Raw genomic sequence first — 19,498 nt, 5'->3', positions numbered from 1 at the left:
AACTTCGTAAGTTTAATCATTAACATATTTTATTTTAAATAAACATAAGTAATCCCATCCCCGCCTCTATCTACATGCTCATCTTCCATTTTACTGACTTGTGGGTAGTTTTTTAAATAATTTCTAATTAGTTTTCTTAAGATTCCATCGCCTTTGCCATGGATAATTTTAAAATTTGAAAAACCGAACATCACCGCCCTATCAAAATAGCGTTCTAATTCTGCAATAGCCTCTTCTCCCCTTTGCCCACGTAAATCTATTTCTGGAGAAAATGAAGCGGCAGTATCTGTGTAAGAAGAAGTTCCAAATGTTTTCACCGCTTTTGGAACACTTTTATTACTTACTTTTTCAACTCTTTTTTTCTTAACAACAGAACGTAACTCGCCGAAAGCAACAATTAAATTGTCTTTAGAAATTTCTAAAACTTGAGCCAGATTTTCTGTATCCAACATCTTAATCCAATCACCAACAATAATTTCTTCTTCATCTTTGGCTTTAGGTTTTTCAGAAGGTTTTATTTGATTTTTTTGAAGCTCTGATTGCAGATTTGCCCTTAAATTTTGTGTAACCGTTTTATCAGCTTTGTTTTCTTTGATTTCAGATATGGTGTTTTCAACTAATTTATTGGCATTTTTGATGATTTGTTGAGCTTCTAATTTTGCATCTCTAATCAGGTTTCGCTTATTTTCATCATAATAAGCTTTTAGTTTTTCATTTTCTGCTAAAAGCGAGTTGTTCTTCCTGCGTTGTCTGTCTAAATCAATCTTTGCATCTAAAACTTCTTTTTTATCACGCTCTAAATCAACTAAAAGTGTGTCGATTTTACGTTGCTGAACGCTGATTTTGCTTTTTGCCAGTTCTATCAATTTTGGAGATAAACCTATTTTTTGGGCAATTTCAAACGCATAAGAGCTTCCTGGTTTACCCATTTCCAGCATATAGGTCGGCTTTAAATTTACATTATCAAAAATCATAGAACCATTTTCAATTCCTTCTGCATGGTTGGCATACAATTTCAAATTAGAATAATGAGTTGTAATTAATCCAAAAGACTTTTTCTGATTAATCTGTTCTAAAACTGCTTCGGCAATTGGTCCTCCAAAAAGCGGATCTGTTCCTGTCCCAAATTCATCAATCAAAACTAAAGTCTTTCCTGAAGTGTGCTCGGTAAAATATTTCATTTTAGAAAGATGCGCAGAGTAGGTACTCAAATCACTCTCTATGGATTGGTCATCTCCAATATCTGCAAAAATCTGTTTAAAAATCCCAATTTCAGATTCTGGAGCAGCAGGAATTAACAAACCAGCTTGCGCCATAATCTGCAACAAACCCACCGTTTTCATAGCCACAGATTTTCCTCCAGCATTTGGGCCAGAAACCAACAAAACCCTTACACTATCATCTAAATGAACGTTTAGCGGCACCACGCTTTTACCAACATCTTTATGGTTTAACATCAAAAGTGGATGTTTTGCATTAATCAACTTTAAGCGAGTCTCTTTTAATAAGATGGGCATTTCAGCCTCAATTTTAATAGAAAAAAGTGCCTTTGCCCTTACAAAATCTAACTTGGTTAAAAAACCATGGTAGGATAATAAAATGGGCACATAAGGTCTTAATTGATTGGTAAGCTCGGTTAAAATCCTAATAATTTCCCTTCGCTTATCAAATTCTAAATCTCTTATTTTATTATTGAGACTAAAAACTTCTTCGGGTTCTATAAATACCGTTTGGCCAGATGAAGATTCATCATGAACAAAACCTTTTAATTTTCTTTTATTTTCAGCCAAAATTGGGATACAAATCCTTCCTTCTCTAACTGTTAAACTCCCATCGGCTACCCAATTATTTAGTTGGGCATTTTTATAAATTTGATCAATTTTTTTTCTCGCTTCTTGTTCTGCTTTGCTGATGGCAGCTGTAATATTAGAAAGTAAACGAGAAGCATTGGGTTTAATTTTTCCTTTAACATCAATAACCGCTTCAATATGTTTAAGGATATTTTTTTCGATGGGTAAATGTTCGAAAAGTGCCTCTAAATTTGGATATTGCCCTTCCCTATCAGCAAAATACTTGATTACAGCAAAAACAGTTTGCAAAGAACTATAAATTTGAAAAACCTCATCCTCACTTAAAAAAGTTCCTTCTATCCTTGCTTTTTCTGCTAATCTTTTGATGTCAAAAAAACTTTGGATAGGTAGAGGTTGGTCGTTTTCTATGATATTTTTAAACTCGTTAGTTTGTCGTAAAAATTTATTGATTTGGTCATAATTGCTCATAAACTGCATTTTATCAACCATTCCACGTCCCATTTCACTGATACAAAAATTCTTGATCGAATCTTTTATATCATCAAAACCCAGTTTTTGTAAGCTATTTTGCGGGTAAATCATTTTTTATTTTTCTTTTTCTCTTAAATTTTATAACTTTTTTTACCGCTTTAATGCTGTCTGCTTTTTCTAATCGGTTTAAACTATCGGTGACCTTATTAAAAATCTCATCTAATTCTGTAGCTCTTAAACTGTAATATTTAAGGCTCTTGGTAAACTTAGCAGAATCAATATTGTTTTTTTTGAATATGTAATTATACCTTGTATGAGCCTGACGTTGTAGGGAATCTGGCTTATAAATTTGGTTCAAATAAGCATCAGTAATACCCATATCAAACAAAACGTTTACCATTTGGTCTTTATTAATAATTCCTTTTGGGGCATCGTCCCTATTACAAGACAGCAAAAAGAATGCACAAACTATCATTAATAATTTATTCATAATCAGTATTATACGATTTATTTGTAATTAAAACCTAAGGTATTTTGTTTAAGATTCTTGTTCAGATAAATCATTCTTATTTTTGTAAAATAATCAGCTAAAATTACGCATAAATGAGCATTACAGATAATTTAAAAACATTAAAAGCAGAGATAGAAAGCGTAAGTGTAAAATTGGTAGCAGTCTCTAAAACCAAGCCAATAGAAGATTTACAAGAAGCTTATAATGCTGGACAAAGAATTTTTGGCGAAAACCAAGTTCAGGAATTGGCAGATAAATATGAAAAATTACCAAAAGATATTGAGTGGCATTTAATTGGCCATTTGCAAACCAATAAGGTAAAATATATTGCTCCTTTTATTTCAATAATACATTCTGTAGATAGCATGAAATTGTTGCAAGAGATTAATAAACAAGCTCAAAAAAACAACCGTATTATTGATTGTTTGCTACAGATTTACATTGCCGATGAAGAAACGAAATATGGTTTAGGCTTTGATGAAGTTATTGAATTACTAGAATCTCAGGAATTTACCGAATTAGAAAACATCAGGATTGTTGGTTTGATGGGAATTGCTACCAACATAGAAAACGATAAACAGATTAAAGAAGAATTTTACGAGCTTAAAACTTTATTTGATGGGATAAAAATCAGTTATTTTAAAAATCAAGATTCTTTTAAAGAACTTTCAATGGGCATGAGTGCTGATTATAAAATTGCAATTGATCAAGGCAGTACTTTAGTAAGAATTGGGAGCGATATTTTTGGAGAACGTGTAATAAAGCATTTTCAAAACGAAGATAATTAATGAAAATTGATATTAGATATGCTTTAAAAGAAGATTGTAGTCGGATTTTAGAGTTAATTCACGAGTTAGCTTTATATGAGAAAGCTCCACAAGAAGTCACCGTTAGTTTAACAGAGTTTGAAGATGCAGGCTTCGGAGAAAAACCAGTTTGGAAAGCTTTTGTAGCCGAAGTTGATGGATATATTGAGGGGTTTTCTTTATTTTATATTCGTTATTCTACATGGAAAGGCTGTCGCTTATATTTAGAAGATTTTATTGTCACCGAAAAAATGCGTGGACAAGGAATTGGCAAATTATTATTTGAAAAAACAATTCAGGAAGCTAAAGAAAAAAATTACTCCGGTATGGTTTGGCAAGTTTTAGATTGGAACCAACCGGCAATTAATTTTTACAATAAATACAATTCTGGTTTAGAAGATGGATGGATAAATGCATCTTTATCAAAAGAACAAATACAACATTTCTAAAATGCAAGTCTATAAATTTGGTGGTGCTTCGGTTAAAGATGCAGAAGGAATAAAAAATTTAGCAGCAATTGTTAAAATGGTTCCTCAAAATAATTTGTTGATAGTTATTTCTGCGATGGGCAAAACCACTAATGCCTTAGAAAAACTTACAAATAGCTATTTTAATCAATTAGAAGATACTCATGAAATTTTTGAGGAAGTAAAAAATTATCATTTTGCTATTCTTCATCAACTTTTTAATGATGACAAGCATCCTGTTTTTGATGAGATTGCCAACACTTTTGTAGAAATAGATTGGATTATTGAGGATGAACCAGTTGATCCATTTGATTTTATTTACGATCAAATTGTTTCTATGGGAGAAATTGTGGCTACCCGAATTGTGAGCCATTATTTAAACTTTATTGGTATAAAAACGCAATGGCTAGATGCTCGGTCTTACATACAAACCAATAATACTTATCGCGAAGCAAAAATAGATTGGGTGAAAACAGAAGATTTAATTCTTAAAAATATCCCTAAAATATTAGAAAATCAGGTTGCCATAACACAAGGATTTATTGGCAATACGTCAGAAAATTTCACTACCACTTTAGGCAGAGAAGGTTCTGATTTTACGGCTGCAATTTTTGCTTCCTGTTTAAATGCTACAGATGTTACCGTTTGGAAAGACGTTCCTGGTATTTTAAACGCAGACCCAAAACTATTTGAAGATTGCGTAAAGTTTGATGAACTTTCATACCAGGAAGCCATAGAAATGACTTATTATGGGGCAACAGTAATTCATCCAAAAACCATAAAACCACTTCAAAATAAGCGTATTCCATTATATGTAAAGCCCTTTTTATCTCCAAAAGAAAAAGGAACAGTTATTAAAGAAGCTCAGGTTCAAATCTCTATTCCTATTATTATTGTAAAGAAAAACCAAGTTTTGGTGACTTTAAATACCCGAGATTTATCTTTTATCACAGAAAATCATTTAAGAGATATTTTCAAGGCTTTCGCCGATGTTAATATAAAAGTGAATACTTTGCAGATTTCTGCTTTAAGCTTTTCAGCGAGTTTTGATTTTAGAGAGGATAAATTTGAAGCCTTTAAAAAGTTAATGGAGAACGATTTTTCATTTAAGTTTAACGCTAATTTAAAGCTGATTACCATTCGCCACGCAGATGAAAAAAGCATTCAAAAATATATAAACGGCGATGTTTACTTAGAACAACGCAGTAGAAATACCGCTCAATTTGTTTTAAAAGATGAGTGATTTTAATCCAGAATTACTTAACCCAAAGGTTCAGGATTTTATCCAAAAAAATCTGAAGACTGATTTAACCAAAATCATTTTAAAAGGTTCGCCTTTGCTAAATATTAGTATTCAAGAAATTGCGATACAAATTGATGGTAAAAATAGGATAGAAAAAAAGCTGCCCACATGGTTTAAAACAGATGGTATTTTATTTCCACCAAAAGTTAATTTAGAACAATCCTCTTCAGAAATTACTGCTACTTATAAAACAAAATTAATCAATAATGGAGATTTAATTGATTTAACAGGTGGTTTTGGTGTAGATGATATGGCTTTCGCCGATAAGGCTAAAAACGTTTTTCATTGTGAAATAGACGCCAACCTTTCAGCAATTGTTGCTCAAAATGCAAAAGTTTTAGGAAAATCTAATGTTAAATTTGTCATCGGCGATAGCCAAAAATTTATAGAAAAAACGCATAAAGTTGCAAACATTTATGTTGATCCATCTCGCAGACAAAATAGTCAGCGGGTTTTTATGTTAAAAGATTGCGAACCAAACGTAGTTGAAAATCAAGTTTTATATTTAAAAAAGGCAGACAAAGTGATTATTAAAGCTGCACCGATGTTAGATATTTCGGCAGCTTTAAAAGAATTAAAAAGAGTAAGTGAAGTGCATATCATTAGCTTAAATGGTGAATGTAAAGAGTTAATATTTGTATTAGAAAATAAAGAAATTTCAGAAACCAAAATTATTTGTGCCTTAATCAATCAGCATCAAGAAAATATTTTTCAATTTAATTATAGCGAAGAAAAAAGTATTCAAAATCAAAGTTTTGCTATTCAAAAATATCTTTACGAACCAGATGCGGCTATTTTAAAAGGTGGTTTCTTCAAATCTTTAACTCAAAAATTTGATGTTAAAAAACTGAATCCGAATACCCATTTGTACACTTCACAAGAGATAACAAAAAATTTCCCTGGTAAAACTTTTCAGGTTATTCAGCAAATCCCGTTCAATAATTTTTCTTCGGCTAAAGCCACAAAAAAAGCAAATGTGGTTACCAGAAATTTCGATTTAAAGCCCGAAGAAATTAAGAAGCAATTTAAAATTAAAGATGGCGGCGAAGATTTCTTGTTTTTCATCACCGATTTTAAAGAACAGAAACAAGTAATTTGGGCTAAGAAAGTTTAGTTAAATAATACATGTAAGAAACCGCGTCATGTCGAGGAACGAGACATCTCACATATAGTTGTCCAACAAAAAATTGTACTTATGAAATGACAACTTTGCAAGTGAGATGTTTCATTATCATACAAAATGAAGAACTTATACTTCAAAACTAATCAAATCCTCCACCCCTATTAATTTTCTTTAAAGCTTGTTGTCGTTTTTGATCCAATCTTTTTGCAATTGCAGCTTTATTAGGTTTAGTTGGTTTTCTGGGCTTTTCTACAATCAAACTATTTTTGATCATATGAATGGCTCTTTTTACAGCCAATTCTTTATTTCTTAATTGGGTTCTTTCTTCCTCAGAAAATAATTGGAAGGTGTTCTCTTTATTAATTCTATTCTTAAGTTTTTCTGCGATTAAAAGTTTTTGTTCCTCAGAGAATATTATAGAATTTTGGAAATCCCAATTCAATTCAACTTTTGTTTCCACTTTATTTACATTTTGTCCGCCTTTGCCACCACTTCTAGAAGTTTTAAATTTAAACTCCTTTTCTAATTCTTCTGTTATGATTTTCATAATTAAAGCTAAATTAGCGATGAAATGCTTAAAAACATTATTCTAGTTATTTTAACTTTTTTCTTGGTTGATGTTGCTACAGCACAAACTGGTGGTAGTGGTGTTTTTAGATTTCTGAATTTGCCAAACTCTGCAAAAGTTGCCGCTTTAGGTGGCGCTTTTCCTTTAGCTAACGAGTTAGAGTTTACAGAAACTTTTAAAAATCCATCTTTAATTTCTAAAGAACATATAGGTACAATTGCCTTAAACTACAGCAATTATATTAGTGATATCAACTTCGGTTCTTTACAATATGGACTTAAAATCAAAGACGAGGCTTTAAGTTTGGGTTTAATGTATATCAATTATGGTAATTTTGAAGAAGCAAATGCTACTGGAGAATTAACAGGAAATACTTTTAATGCTGCCGATTATTTGCTCAACATTGGTTTTGGAAGAAACTATAAAAACAAAGTTTTTTACGGAGCAAATGCTAAAGTAATTTATGGTAATTATGAAAGTTATAACTCCATAGCTTTAGCCGCAGATATTGCTATTTCATATGTAGATACAGCTAAAAATATCACCACAGGGTTGATTTTTAAAAACATAGGTTATCAATTAAAACCTTTTAATGATGTAAAGGAAAATCTGCCTTTTGAAATTTCTATAGCTTTATCAAAAAAGTTAAGATATGCTCCATTTCGGTTTCATTTAACTTATGATAATCTACAAAACTTTAATCTTACTTATCAGACAAATAATGCTAGTCAAGAAATTGATTTGATTACCGGGCAACCTATTATCAATAAAAGTAGTTTTGCAGATAAATTTAGTCGGCATATTATTTTAGGAACAGAATTGTTATTATCGCAATCTTTTAATTTGCAAGCTGCTTATAATTTCCAAAAAAGTAAAGAATTAGGAATTGTAGGTACTGGAGGTTTGGCGGGTTTGTCTTTCGGATTATCATTAAAACTAAAAAAATTCAGTTTTGCTTATGCTCATTCTTCTTTGAATGCAGCAGGAAGTAATAACTATTTTTCATTGCTTTTAAATCCATCCATTTTTAAAAATAAAAATTGAGGATTTATACCTTTATTTTTCATACAATTTTAACTTTGTAAACATGAATAAAAATATTGTAGTGGCTATAGATGGTTATTCATCTTGTGGAAAAAGCACTTTGGCTAAAGCTTTAGCAAAAAAACTACAATTTATTTATGTGGATAGTGGCGCCATGTATCGAGCGGTTACCCTGTATTTTTTAAGAAATGAAACTGATTTAAAAAATCACGATTTAATAATTGATGCTTTAGAGCACATAGACTTGAATTTCCATTCCAGAGATTATCAATCTCATATTTTATTAAATGGCGAAGAAGTAAGTGAAGAAATACGTCAAATGCCAGTTTCTGAAAATGTGAGTCCTATTTCGGCAATCAAAGAAGTAAGGCAACAAATGGTGAAAGAGCAACAAAAAATGGGTAAGTCTAAAAATATCATTATGGACGGTAGGGATATTGGAACTACTGTTTTTCCTGATGCTCATGTTAAGTTTTTTATGACTGCCGATCCAAAAATTAGAGCAGAAAGACGTTTTAATGAATTATCTGCTAAAGGGGAAAATGTAAGTTTAGAAGAGATTTTTGAAAATATTGCACACAGGGATTTTCAAGATACAACCAGACAAGAAAGTCCTTTAGTAAGAGCTGATGATGCAATTATCTTAGATAATACAAATTTAACAGAAGAGGAACAGTTGAATTTTGCCTTAGAAAAAATAATGCCTTTTCTTAAATAGCCTTTATCCAACCTTTTTTATCTTCTTGAGAGATATAAAGAAAATCTCCGCTGTAGCCTAAAACTTTATACGCCAATTTTTTATTAAACTTTGCTGTTGGGATTGCTGTATTTTCAGGAGCTTCCAAAATCAAACTATCAACTATGTTTGTTTTTTTGTTGATTTTAGGATTAAGACCCTTTAAACTATTTTGATATTTTAATATTCCATCACCATTTCCAAAGGTGATGCTTTCAGTTGAAACCGATAAAATATTTACAGGAATAACAGAATCATTATCTGCTAACATCAACTCCTCTCCTAAATATTTAACATCAGATTTAACTTTTCCAACTATGCTATCTCTTTTGTAGATATAGTTTAAAGGATCTATCGCACCGCCGTTGGTATAAATGCCAAAATGCAAATGGGGCGATGTAGTTTTGGCATTGCCAGTATTCCCAATAAAACCTACAACATCTCCCTTATTTACAGATTGTCCGATGTTTACAAGTTGGCTATCCAGATGAGCATAATAAATAGAAGGTCCGCCTAAGCCAAGCTTTTGCCACACTACTTTGCCACCTAAAGTTGTGATTTGTACTCGTGAAATCGTTCCATCGGCAACAGCCAAGACAGGTGTGTTTCTTTTATTAAAAATATCAACGCCTTCATGGTTTCTTTCACCTCCATCTCTTGAGTTACCCCAAAAGCTTTTGATATCTTTATTTTCTCCATTTTTTACGGGGAAAGCAAGTTTTGGTAATTCTGCAACTTCTAAAATTGTATATAAGTTTACCAGCAATTTAGGTTGCAAACGAAGCGTTAACACCTCATCATTATCTGATTGATAATAAAATGTAGTGTCACTAATAAATTCACTAATCATTGCTTTTCTTGAACTTACATCATTAAATAAGTCTAAAAAAACACCACTTTTTGATTTAGAATTTATTGTGAATTTAAGCTTAGTACTTTGTTTATAATTAATTTGATAAGCAGTAGCAGAAGGAATATTCTGTTTAAAAAATATTTCTTCTTTAAAAGGAAATTTTAAATTTTGATTTGGATTTGATAAGACCTCTAAACCATTATTTATCCAAATTTTTCCCATTGCTGTTGTATCTAAACCTACATTAACTAAAGAATTAATGTAGCCTTGATATGGCGAAGACTTAAAGATTGTTTTGCAAGAAAAGAATCCAATTAAAATACATAAAGCCGCAAAATAGTTTACCAATTTAATCATTCTCATCATTTGATTTTATTTCAGAGTCGTATTGTTGCTCATCTAAAGGTAAAGAATGGGTGTTTGAAGAAGAAGGATGTTTATCAATTACATCTTTTATAGAAATAACATCTTTTTCTGGATGTTCTGTGTGTTTTTCTTCTCGCTCGGCAGCAATAGAATCTTGATTTTCATCTTTTAATTCCTCTTGTTTTGATTGTTGATTTTCCATAATGATAGATTTTTTATATCACTATGCAGAAATTGTGCCTTTATAAACGACTATAAAAATGCACCAAAATAATATATCCATGCCATTAAAAAAACTTGTAACGGCATTCTTATCCATAAATAACTTAATCCTCTTCCAGTAAAATTTTCTCTTTCTACACTCACTTTTTTTATCGCACCAATTATATTAGAGGGAATTATTGCTAAAAGATATAACATTACGATAATGGACACATTTTTTGATATTTCATCAATTAACAGTCCGGCTGCAAAAGCAATTTCTAAATCTCCTGAAGCTAAAACGATAATTCTTTTGTATTTATCGCTAAAATTATCAGGCATGGTTAGCTCTAATCCATCTGTGTGCACATAATGTATAATAGCTGTGAAAATTAGCATTAATGAAAATGAAAATCTCCCACAAAAAGCAAGTGAAACCTGATCAAAAATCAAATATGAAATGCTGCAAAAAATAAAAAAGGTAGAAAGTAAAATAGCTAAAGGCTTCATTATTTCTATTAGGTTAGCACTAAAATAGTTTATTTATTTTAATAAATACTAAACCTAAAAATCAATATTTTATAGTAATTATTTAAAATGGATTGCTAACAAAACACTAATAGTTATATTGCATTTCTATTCTAAAATTTAGAAACATTTATGCAAACTTTTAATGATGTCCATTTACAATTTGCGTCTTTTTTCAAAAGCCAAAACCTACAACCTTATGCATATTTAGTTTCTAAAAAGCTTTCTCAAGGGCATATCTGCTTAAATTTAAATGAATTATCAACAGAAAAAGAAGACATCTCTTCTTACTTTAAAATAAATAATTTAAATATTGAGCAGCTTAAAAAAGAAAAAATGGTTAGCCTTAAAGGCGATGAAAAACAACCTTTTATTCTACATCAAAATAGGTTGTATTTACAACGATATTTCAATTACGAAAGCAAAATCTTAACTCGAATTTTGAAATTTAAAAATAATACTGAAGAGTTAAATCAGCTAAATCGATTAAAAGAAAACAAAGATTTTATAAAAAACTTATTTCCATCCACTCCAAATATTATCAATTGGCAATTAGTAGCGGCTGTTAACAGTTTTATAAATAATTTTACGATAATTACTGGCGGACCAGGAACAGGAAAGACAACTACGGTAGCTAAAATTTTGGCGATCATGTTTCAAATAAATCCCGATTTAAAAGTTGCTTTAGCAGCACCAACTGGTAAAGCAGCTGCAAGAATGGCCGAATCTTTAAAACAGGCTGATTTAAAAGTAGATGAAGATATAAAATCAAAATTTGAGCTTCTAAAACCCGCAACTATTCATCGTTTATTGGGTTATGTTCCAGATTCGCCTTATTTTAAACACAACCGAGAAAATCCGCTTTTAGTTGACGTTTTAATCGTTGATGAATCTTCTATGATTGATGTGGCTTTATTTTCTAAATTATTAGATGCGGTTGGCAATCAAACAAAACTGATTTTACTAGGCGATAAAGACCAATTGGCTTCAGTAGAAGCAGGCAGTTTATTTGGAGATTTATGTTTAGCCCAAAATCAATTAAACATTTTTGACGAAGAAAGAACCCAGTTAATAAATAGTTTAATTGATGATGAATCAGCTCAAATTTCCACAAATATTGATTCTCAGGATATTTCACATCCTTTATTCCAACATATTGTTGAATTAAAGCATAGCTATCGTTTTAAAGGCGAAGAAGAAATTGGTGTTTTTAGTAAGGCCATTATCAATAATAACCAAAAAACTATTAAAGAATTTATCGATAAAAAAGAAAACGGACAAGTAACTATTGATACGAATTATGATATAAAACTATTTCACGAATTTGTAAAAGGTTATCAAGATTATATTGATGAAACGGATATAAAAAAAGCATTAAAAAAATTGAATAATTTAAAGGTTTTATGTGCCGTTAGAGAAGGAGAACAAGGCGTTTATATGATCAACAAACATATTGAAAGTTATCTTTCAGAAAAAAAACTCATCAATAAAGGCTTAGAATTTTACCTTCATCGGCCTATTATGATTACAAAAAATAATTATGCGTTAGGACTTTTTAATGGAGATATAGGCATTATCAGAGAAGATGATCATAAAGTTTTAAAAGCCTTTTTTGAGAATTCGGAAGGTAAGTTGGTTTCAGTTTTCCCGGGATTGCTGTCACAAGTTGAAACTGTTTTTGCAATGACTATCCATAAGAGCCAAGGTTCTGAATTTACCAATGTCTTGATGGTTTTACCGAAGGCAGAAAACATCGATATTTTAACCCGTGAATTATTATATACAGGTTTAACGAGGGCAAAGCAGAATGTAATTTTACAAGCTTTAGAAGCTAACTTATTAAAATCGGCGGAAGCAAAAGTAGAAAGAGCTTCTGGAATTAATCAAAGGTTTCTCTTAGAATAGAGATGTGAGAATTGAGATATGAGATTTATCGATTGAATTTTAATCCAACTTAAAATAAAAAATATTACAAGTTCTTATAACTCTATTCTAATTCTATTATCTCAAATCTAATTACTCAATACTCAATAAATAATACTCAATACTAAAACAAAAATGTCAGTTAGTTTAAAGGTTTCCAATTCATTAGCACAATTAGCTTTACAATTTTGTGAAGATTTAAAATCTAAGAAAACAGGAATTTTTCAGCCTTACAATTTCATAACTCAAACCGAGGGAATGAATAATTGGTTGAAGCTACAATTGGCAAACCATTTAAAGATTGCGGCAAATTATCGTTTCTTAAAACCAAACGATTTAGTTGCGCAGATTTACCATATTTTAGGTGGGGAATATTTACAGCCTTTATCGCCGGAAAATCAAAGTTGGTTGATTTTTAAGATTTTAGGAGAAGAATCTTTTATCAATAAATTTAAAAATATCTCTCAATATTATGATGAAGAGAATTTAGATAAAGATTTAAAAAGGCTTGCCCTAGCGCAAAAAATAGCCGATTTATTTGACCAATATCAGATTTACCGACCAGAAATGATAAAGCTTTGGAATCAATCTACTGTTGCAGATATTGGTTTTGATGAATGGCAAAAATATATTTGGATAAAAGCCAAAGAACTCGCTGAAAAGAAATTCCCTGATAAAACCTACATGAGCGATTATATTTTAGAAGCGCTAAAAACGCCTCAAAATGTAAATCGTTTAACCCAAAAAATGCCTGATATTTATTTATTCGGACTTTCAGTTTTAACGGATTTTCATATCCAACTTTTTCATGTACTTGGACAGCATATTAACTTTTTTTATTATTTGCTAAATCCCGCTCCAGAGCAATATTGGATAGAGGATATCAGTAAAAAAAGGGCGATTCGTTTGCAGGATAAATATCAGGATGAAGATTATTATCAAAGCGAAGGAAACACTTTATTAACCAATTGGGGAAAGGTTATACAAAGTACTTTTTTCTTATTATTTAAAAATGAGGAAATGTTAAATGCTTATGAAGTAATTGAAAATCAAATATTTGAAAACAAATCTTTACTGCATATCATTCAAAATGAGATCTATGAAAATTTAGATGATCAGGATAGAAAACCATTAAATGAAGCATTAATTAATGATGGTTCTATCAGCATTAACTCTTGTTTTACGCCAGCCAGAGAGGTGGAAGCACTTTATAATTATTTGGTTTCTTTGGTTGATAAAGGAGATAAAAAGCTTTCGCCGAGGGATATTGTGGTGATGGTGAGTGATATTGATACTTATGCGTCTTACATCAAAGCGGTTTTTAAAAATGCGCCTTATAAATTTAATTTTAGCATAGCCGATGAAAGTTTTACATCAAATGATACCATCGTTGCTGCTCTAATTGGTTTGATGGAATTGAATAGCCACAATTTAACTGCAGAAAATGTTCTGCAATTGTTAGATTTTGGATACATCCGTAAAAGGTTTGGAATTACTGATTTAACGCTGATCAGAAAAATAGTAAATCAAGCTAATATCCGTTTTGGGATTGAAGGAAGTTTAGAAGATGAGAGTGTTTATGTAAGCTGGAAATATGGTTTAGAACGTATCATTTTTGGGATTTGCATCAGCGGAAGCGAAGAATATGAAACCGAAAACCATACTCTTTTTCCTTTAGATATGGTGGAAGGCTCAGCCGCAGAAGAAATCATTCGTTTTGTACATTTTGCGGAGGTTTTGATTGCTTCCATCCAACAAAGAGAAAGAAACAGAAATCTAACGGATTGGGTAAAATATGTAGAAAATATCTTGACTAACCTCATTTTTGATACCGTTGATAATGTGGATGAAGATTATAACCTGCTTATTAAACAATTAGAAAAGTATAATTCTTTAAATGAGCTGTTAATCGAGCCGCTAAGTTTTCAGTTATTTAACTATAACTTATTGCAATCGCTTTCAGCAAGTACAAAAACTGGGTCTTTTGCGGGTGGCGGAATCACTTTTTGTTCTTTAATCCCAATGCGAAGTATCCCGTTTAAAGTGGTGGCTTTGTTGGGTTTAAATTACGATAAATTCCCCCGTAAAGAGCATCCTGTAGATTTTGATCTCATAAAACAGCATCCAAAATTGGGGGATAGAAATGTAAAAGACAATGATAAACACTTGTTTTTAGAGACCATTTTATCGGCACAAGAAAAACTTTACCTCAGTTATATTGGTCAAAATGATAAAGACAATACCAGCATTCCACCTTCTGCTTTAATTGATGAATTGTTAGATTATCTTCAAAATAAATACGAGAATGATGATTTAGCCAGCCAGATGATTATTAAGCATCCTTTACACAATTTTAGCGATAAAAATAATGAACTAAACAGGTTAAATTATCTAATTCATGTGCCGTTAAAAGATTATGATTTCTTCCAAAAACAAGCAAAAACTAAGGACTTAGAACTGACAGAAATAAACATAAATTCATTTATTAATTTCTTTAAAAACCCATTTAAAGCTTATTATCAAAAGGTTTTAAATATTTATTATGAGGATGAAGATTTACTTTTAGGAGATACCGAGGCTTTTGAATTAGACAGTTTGCAGCAATGGAATTTAAAGCAAAATTTATTACTGGCTAAAGCCGATGATTTGCCAATTTTAAAAAACAGACTTTTAAAAACCGGAGGTTTGCCATTGAAAAATATGGCGGATTTAGTAATCAAAGATTTAGATGAGAAGGTGAGAATTGTTAGAGAATTATTAAACCAAACTATAAATAACGAAGATGAAAAATCTTTGCCTATAAATGTAGAATTAAGGAACGGAAGCATTTTATCCGGCAATATTTCTGGAGTTTATGGCGATAAATTGATATTCATTTCCTGGTCTAAAAAAGAAAATAAAGGTTTACTAGAAGCTTACATTATTTATTTAGCTGCCCAAGCTTCTGGCTTGAATCTCAGCCTCTATTTTATTAGTGCAAATAACGAGAAAGCTTATAAAAGTCAGCAACTTAACTCGGCGGAAGCCAAAGAAAAATTAAATGAAATGTTTAAGCTTTATCATCGAGGTTTAAATGATATTTTATGCTTTTACCCAAGTTTTGAGGTTAAAATAAAAGACATTCCATACAATTATAATTATCAAAAATTTAAGAAAGCGGTTAATGATAAATTGAATAGCTATTTATTTCCATCAACGGATAAATACATCATGAATAAATATAACGATGGTTATTTTGATAGCTTTCCTTATGATGAAACGAATGAAATTTATCAAGAATTTGTGAAGAATAACGAGATTTTACTTTCTCCCATAGTTTCACTTTTACCCGATTATTATGCCTGAGAACTTATTTACAAGACAATTTAAAGATTTTGATGCAAGTAAAGTTGCATTAAAAGGAAGCAATTTAATTGAAGCAAGTGCAGGAACCGGTAAAACTTATTCGATTGCTATTTTAGTTTTAAGGATGGTTATTGAACAAAAAATACCTATCCAAAATATTTTGATGGTTACTTTTACTAAAGCTGCCGTTGCCGAATTAGAAGAACGTGTTAGGAAATTTATGAGATTGGCAAATAAGGTTGCCAAAGGCGAGGAAATCTCTGATAAAACCATTACCGAAATAGTTAAAAAAGCTGATTCAAGTGAAGTTTTAAAATCTTTGGAAAGAGCTATTCTTTTTTTAGATGAAACCTCAATTTTAACTATTCACAGCTTTTGTCAGCAAACATTAAATCAATTTGCTTTTGAAACCCAACAACTTTTTGGTGTCGATTTATTGCCTGATGCGCAAAACATAATGACAGATGAAGTCAATAAATTTTGGAGGAAATATATCACTAATATTCCTTTAGATTTACTTGCTTTACTGATTCAAAATGGCTTTTCAAGAGCTAAGATTTCAAGCATTGTAAAAGAACATTTATCGGGTAAAAAATATCTCTTTTTTGATGAAGGCAAATCTAATTCCTGTTTAAGTGAAGATCAGTATCAATCTTATTTAGAACTCATTAACCAAACACAATTGAATTATCAATTCACTTATGATGAATTAATAATTTATGTTTCAAATCATGTTGATGAATTAAAAGAAGCGTCAGAAAAAAACAGTTATGCAAGAAAAGGTTTGCTCCCATTTTTAAATAATACTGAAAACTTTATTCAACAAATAACTGCCAAAAAATCTGCCGCTTACGTTCAAAAAGTTTATCCAGAAATTTTAGAAAAAATTGAGGAATTAGTTTCGTTTGAGGAACAACAAAAAGAGATCATTTCAAATTTAATCAACGATTTATATTGTCATTCAATCCAGGAAATTGGCAACGGTATCAATTTTTATAAAACCAGGTACAATCAAATCAATTACGATGACTTAATTACAAAACTGCATAAAGCTTTACATAAAGAAAATAGCGAAAAGCTGATAAAACGTTTGCAAGAGAAATATCAAGCCGTATTTATTGATGAATTTCAGGACACAGACAAACTACAATATGAAATTTTTGACAAGGCTTTCGCCGATAATTGTACACTTTTTTACATAGGCGATCCCAAACAATCTATCTATGCCTGGCGTAAAGCCGATATTTTCACTTATTTCAAGGCTAAAAACTCCGTTAATGAACTTTACGGAATGAATCAAAACTATCGCTCTTCAGAAAGTTTTATCAACGCCATGAATGTGTTTTTTAAACCAACTGAAGATTTTGACACTTTTCATTTTAAAGGAGAACCTAACTCAATAGATTATCTTCCAGTAAATTCTCCTTCAAATAATAGCAAAGGGAATCTGCTATTTCATGATGAAGTTGCAGTACCAATCAGTATTACCCAAGCTAGTAATGGAGATGACCTAAACATGCTAGTGGTTGCACAAATTATTGATTTACTTAACAAAGATTCTAAATATCTGATTGATGTAAATGGTAAATCTGAAAAAGTTAAGCCTCAGGATATTGGCATATTGATTCGTACCAAAAAGCAAGGTCAAAAAATTAAACAGGCATTGTCAAAATATGGAATTCCTTCCATTACTATTGATGATGCTCGGGTTTTACAATCGGAGGAAGCAAATTATGTGCTTTACTTGATGCAGGCATTTTTAAACATTAGCATTTCGGCAATTAATAAAGCATTATTATCTCCATTTACAGGTTTTAAAGAAGAACAAATCCTTCATTTTAATGATGAGTTGATTGTAGAGCAGTTTAAAAAATATAAAGAAACTTGGGATAAAAACGGAATTTATACAGCTATAAACGAATGGATTACAGACTTTAACATCATCAATAATTTAAAAAATAATACCGATGGAGAGCGTATAATTACCAATCTGTACCAACTGATAGAGTTGCTCCATAAAAATCAGAGCAGAAAAAACCTTAATCATTTAGAGCTGATAAGTTGGTTAAAAAGAGGCATTGAAGGAATGGAAACCGAGGGCGATGAATATCAACAACGAATAGAAAGTGATGAAGACGCAATAAAAATAATCACTATACATTCTAGTAAAGGATTAGAATATAAAATCGTTTTTGCACCATATTTAGATTTAGTTGATGACGGAAAACACATTGAAAACTCGAGTTTTAGAGATGCAATAACTGGCAATTATCTTTCTGCAGAGAAAGCGCAGTTAAACGAAGAGCAATTATTAGAATGGAAAAAACAAAATGAGCAAGAAAACCGAAGATTAATTTATGTAGCTATTACAAGAGCTGTTTATAAATGTTTTATTTATAAAAACGATGCAAGTTTCTATAACCACTCTTCTCTTTCCACTTTTTTAAATGCTATTAAACTTAATCCAAATGAATTAATTGAAATCGGTAACAATATAAAATTGGATGAAGAATATAAATATTCCTCAAATAACAAGTCTAAAAAACATACACAAATTCCTGAGGTAAACTTTAGCTTAAGCGAAGAAAATTGGCGAAGAATGAGCTATACTATGCTTCGAGCTGAACATCCCTCACAAATAAAACCAAAAACTCAGGAAGCTGAAAATGATTATGATAACTTTATTTTCTCAACTTTAAGAAAAGGAGCTAAAACTGGAAACATGCTCCATTATATTTTGGAGAATATTTCCTTTAACGATGAAAGCCGATGGAGCATAGAAATTAAAAACGCCATTGATAGATTTTTACCAAATCAACATGAGGTTTATGGACCTATGCTTTATCAAATGCTTCAAAATATTTTAAATGCACCAATCTCAATTGATGGAAAAACATTTTCTTTATCAAACGTAAATCCTTATAAATGCATTAACGAATTTGAGTTCGATTTTAATGTCCAAAATTTTCAACCGCAAAATTTATCGGCTTTAGCCATAGAAAACCAAGAAATTGATGTTAGGATTTATAGCGAATTGGAAGGAATGATGAATGGTAAAATTGATTTATTTTTTGAACACGAGAATAAATTTTATGTTTTAGATTGGAAATCTAATTATTTGGGAGATAGTTTAGAAGATTACACCTCAGAAAAATTAAATGAGGCCATGAACCAAAATAATTATCATCTTCAATATTTAATTTATACCATGGCTGCTAAAAAATATATTAAAAGCAGACAGTCCAATTTTTATTATGATAAAGATTTTGGTGGCGTAATCTATTTATTTTTAAGAGGAATGAGATCAAACGCTGAAACAGGGATTTTTACACACAAACCAGAATGGAAAACGATTGCTAAAATGGGATTGCTGTTGGAAGGTGAATTTGCATAAAACAAAAAATCCCATGATTGTTATAAACCATGGGATCTAATAGATATT

The 19,498-nt window shown here is 30.8% G+C and carries 15 protein-coding genes; 9 read left to right on the top strand and 6 right to left on the bottom strand.

The genetic code is table 11. The features are described from left to right. Window positions 1-29 precede the first annotated feature (29 nt). Together A5893_RS09590 and A5893_RS09585 are read right to left on the bottom strand one after the other, a co-directional pair. Entirely contained in the window at window positions 30-2,393 is a 2,364-nt protein-coding gene (locus tag A5893_RS09590) for an endonuclease MutS2 (RefSeq protein WP_068822346.1), read from the bottom strand. Next, window positions 2,374-2,772, bottom strand: coding sequence for a DUF4296 domain-containing protein (locus tag A5893_RS09585; protein WP_068822345.1), 399 nt, complete (start codon window positions 2,770-2,772; stop codon window positions 2,374-2,376). Before A5893_RS09585 ends, A5893_RS09590 begins: the two co-directional genes overlap by 20 nt. 113 nt (window positions 2,773-2,885) lie before the next feature. On the opposite strand from A5893_RS09585, the gene A5893_RS09580 reads away from it, so the two are divergent. From A5893_RS09580 to A5893_RS09565, 4 genes are read left to right on the top strand one after another with little or no spacing between them, the layout of a single operon-like run. Next, window positions 2,886-3,581 carry a YggS family pyridoxal phosphate-dependent enzyme gene (locus A5893_RS09580; protein WP_068822344.1) on the top strand — a complete coding sequence of 232 codons (696 nt, stop codon included), beginning with the start codon at window positions 2,886-2,888 and terminating at the stop codon, window positions 3,579-3,581. Continuing rightward, the gene (locus tag A5893_RS09575; RefSeq protein ID WP_068822343.1) at window positions 3,581-4,048 is read left to right on the top strand and encodes a GNAT family N-acetyltransferase; all 468 of its coding nucleotides are present in this window, start codon (window positions 3,581-3,583) and stop codon (window positions 4,046-4,048) included. The genes A5893_RS09580 and A5893_RS09575 overlap by 1 nt, the downstream gene beginning before the upstream one ends. 1 nt (window position 4,049) lies before the next feature. Continuing rightward, entirely contained in the window at window positions 4,050-5,309 is a 1,260-nt protein-coding gene (locus tag A5893_RS09570; protein WP_068822553.1) for an aspartate kinase, read from the top strand. Next, window positions 5,302-6,483: a THUMP-like domain-containing protein gene (locus A5893_RS09565; protein WP_068822342.1), complete on the top strand. Its 1,182-nt coding sequence runs from the start codon at window positions 5,302-5,304 to the stop codon at window positions 6,481-6,483. The genes A5893_RS09570 and A5893_RS09565 overlap by 8 nt, the downstream gene beginning before the upstream one ends. Before the next feature lie 148 nt (window positions 6,484-6,631). Here the strand turns inward: A5893_RS09565 and arfB are convergent, their stop codons facing one another. Next, the gene (gene arfB, locus A5893_RS09560) at window positions 6,632-7,039 is read right to left on the bottom strand and encodes an alternative ribosome rescue aminoacyl-tRNA hydrolase ArfB (protein WP_068822341.1); all 408 of its coding nucleotides are present in this window, start codon (window positions 7,037-7,039) and stop codon (window positions 6,632-6,634) included. A gap of 24 nt (window positions 7,040-7,063) precedes the next feature. Between arfB and porQ the strand changes: the two genes are divergently transcribed. After that, window positions 7,064-8,104 (top strand): type IX secretion system protein PorQ, encoded by a 1,041-nt coding sequence (gene porQ / locus A5893_RS09555; protein WP_068822340.1) that lies wholly within the window; start codon window positions 7,064-7,066, stop codon window positions 8,102-8,104. 43 nt (window positions 8,105-8,147) lie between these two features. Further along, a complete protein-coding gene (gene cmk / locus A5893_RS09550; protein WP_068822339.1) occupies window positions 8,148-8,822 on the top strand; it encodes a (d)CMP kinase in 675 nt (224 codons plus the stop codon). Here the strand turns inward: cmk and A5893_RS09545 are convergent. Genes A5893_RS09545 through A5893_RS09535 form a run of 3 tightly spaced genes read right to left on the bottom strand, consistent with a single transcriptional unit; the run spans window position 8,815 to window position 10,659 of the window. Continuing rightward, entirely contained in the window at window positions 8,815-10,050 is a 1,236-nt protein-coding gene (locus A5893_RS09545; protein WP_157687536.1) for a M23 family metallopeptidase, read from the bottom strand. The two genes, cmk and A5893_RS09545, sit on opposite strands and share 8 nt — an antisense overlap. Continuing rightward, window positions 10,043-10,261 carry a hypothetical protein gene (locus tag A5893_RS09540; protein ID WP_068822337.1) on the bottom strand — a complete coding sequence of 73 codons (219 nt, stop codon included), beginning with the start codon at window positions 10,259-10,261 and terminating at the stop codon, window positions 10,043-10,045. The genes A5893_RS09545 and A5893_RS09540 overlap by 8 nt, the downstream gene beginning before the upstream one ends. 50 nt (window positions 10,262-10,311) lie before the next feature. Continuing rightward, a complete protein-coding gene (locus A5893_RS09535) occupies window positions 10,312-10,659 on the bottom strand; it encodes a DoxX family protein (RefSeq protein WP_157687535.1) in 348 nt (115 codons plus the stop codon). 261 nt (window positions 10,660-10,920) lie between these two features. Here A5893_RS09535 and recD point away from each other — a divergent pair, with 261 nt between their 5' ends. The 3 genes from recD to recB all read left to right on the top strand — a co-directional run bounded on the left by recD (window position 10,921) and on the right by recB (window position 19,450). Further along, entirely contained in the window at window positions 10,921-12,693 is a 1,773-nt protein-coding gene (gene recD, locus A5893_RS09530) for an exodeoxyribonuclease V subunit alpha (RefSeq protein WP_068822335.1), read from the top strand. A 153-nt stretch (window positions 12,694-12,846) separates the two neighbouring features. Beyond that, complete coding sequence (gene recC, locus A5893_RS09525) at window positions 12,847-16,056, top strand: exodeoxyribonuclease V subunit gamma (RefSeq protein WP_068822334.1); 3,210 nt, start codon at window positions 12,847-12,849, stop codon at window positions 16,054-16,056. Next, complete coding sequence (gene recB, locus A5893_RS09520) at window positions 16,049-19,450, top strand: exodeoxyribonuclease V subunit beta (RefSeq protein WP_068822333.1); 3,402 nt, start codon at window positions 16,049-16,051, stop codon at window positions 19,448-19,450. Before recC ends, recB begins: the two co-directional genes overlap by 8 nt. Window positions 19,451-19,498 lie beyond the last annotated feature (48 nt).

The sequence above is a fragment of the Pedobacter psychrophilus genome (assembly GCF_001652725.1).
GTDB classification, from domain to species: Bacteria; Bacteroidota; Bacteroidia; order Sphingobacteriales; family Sphingobacteriaceae; genus Pseudopedobacter; species Pseudopedobacter psychrophilus.
The sequence above is the reverse complement of the archived record's forward strand: the minus strand, read 5'-3'. Positions and strand labels throughout refer to the sequence as shown.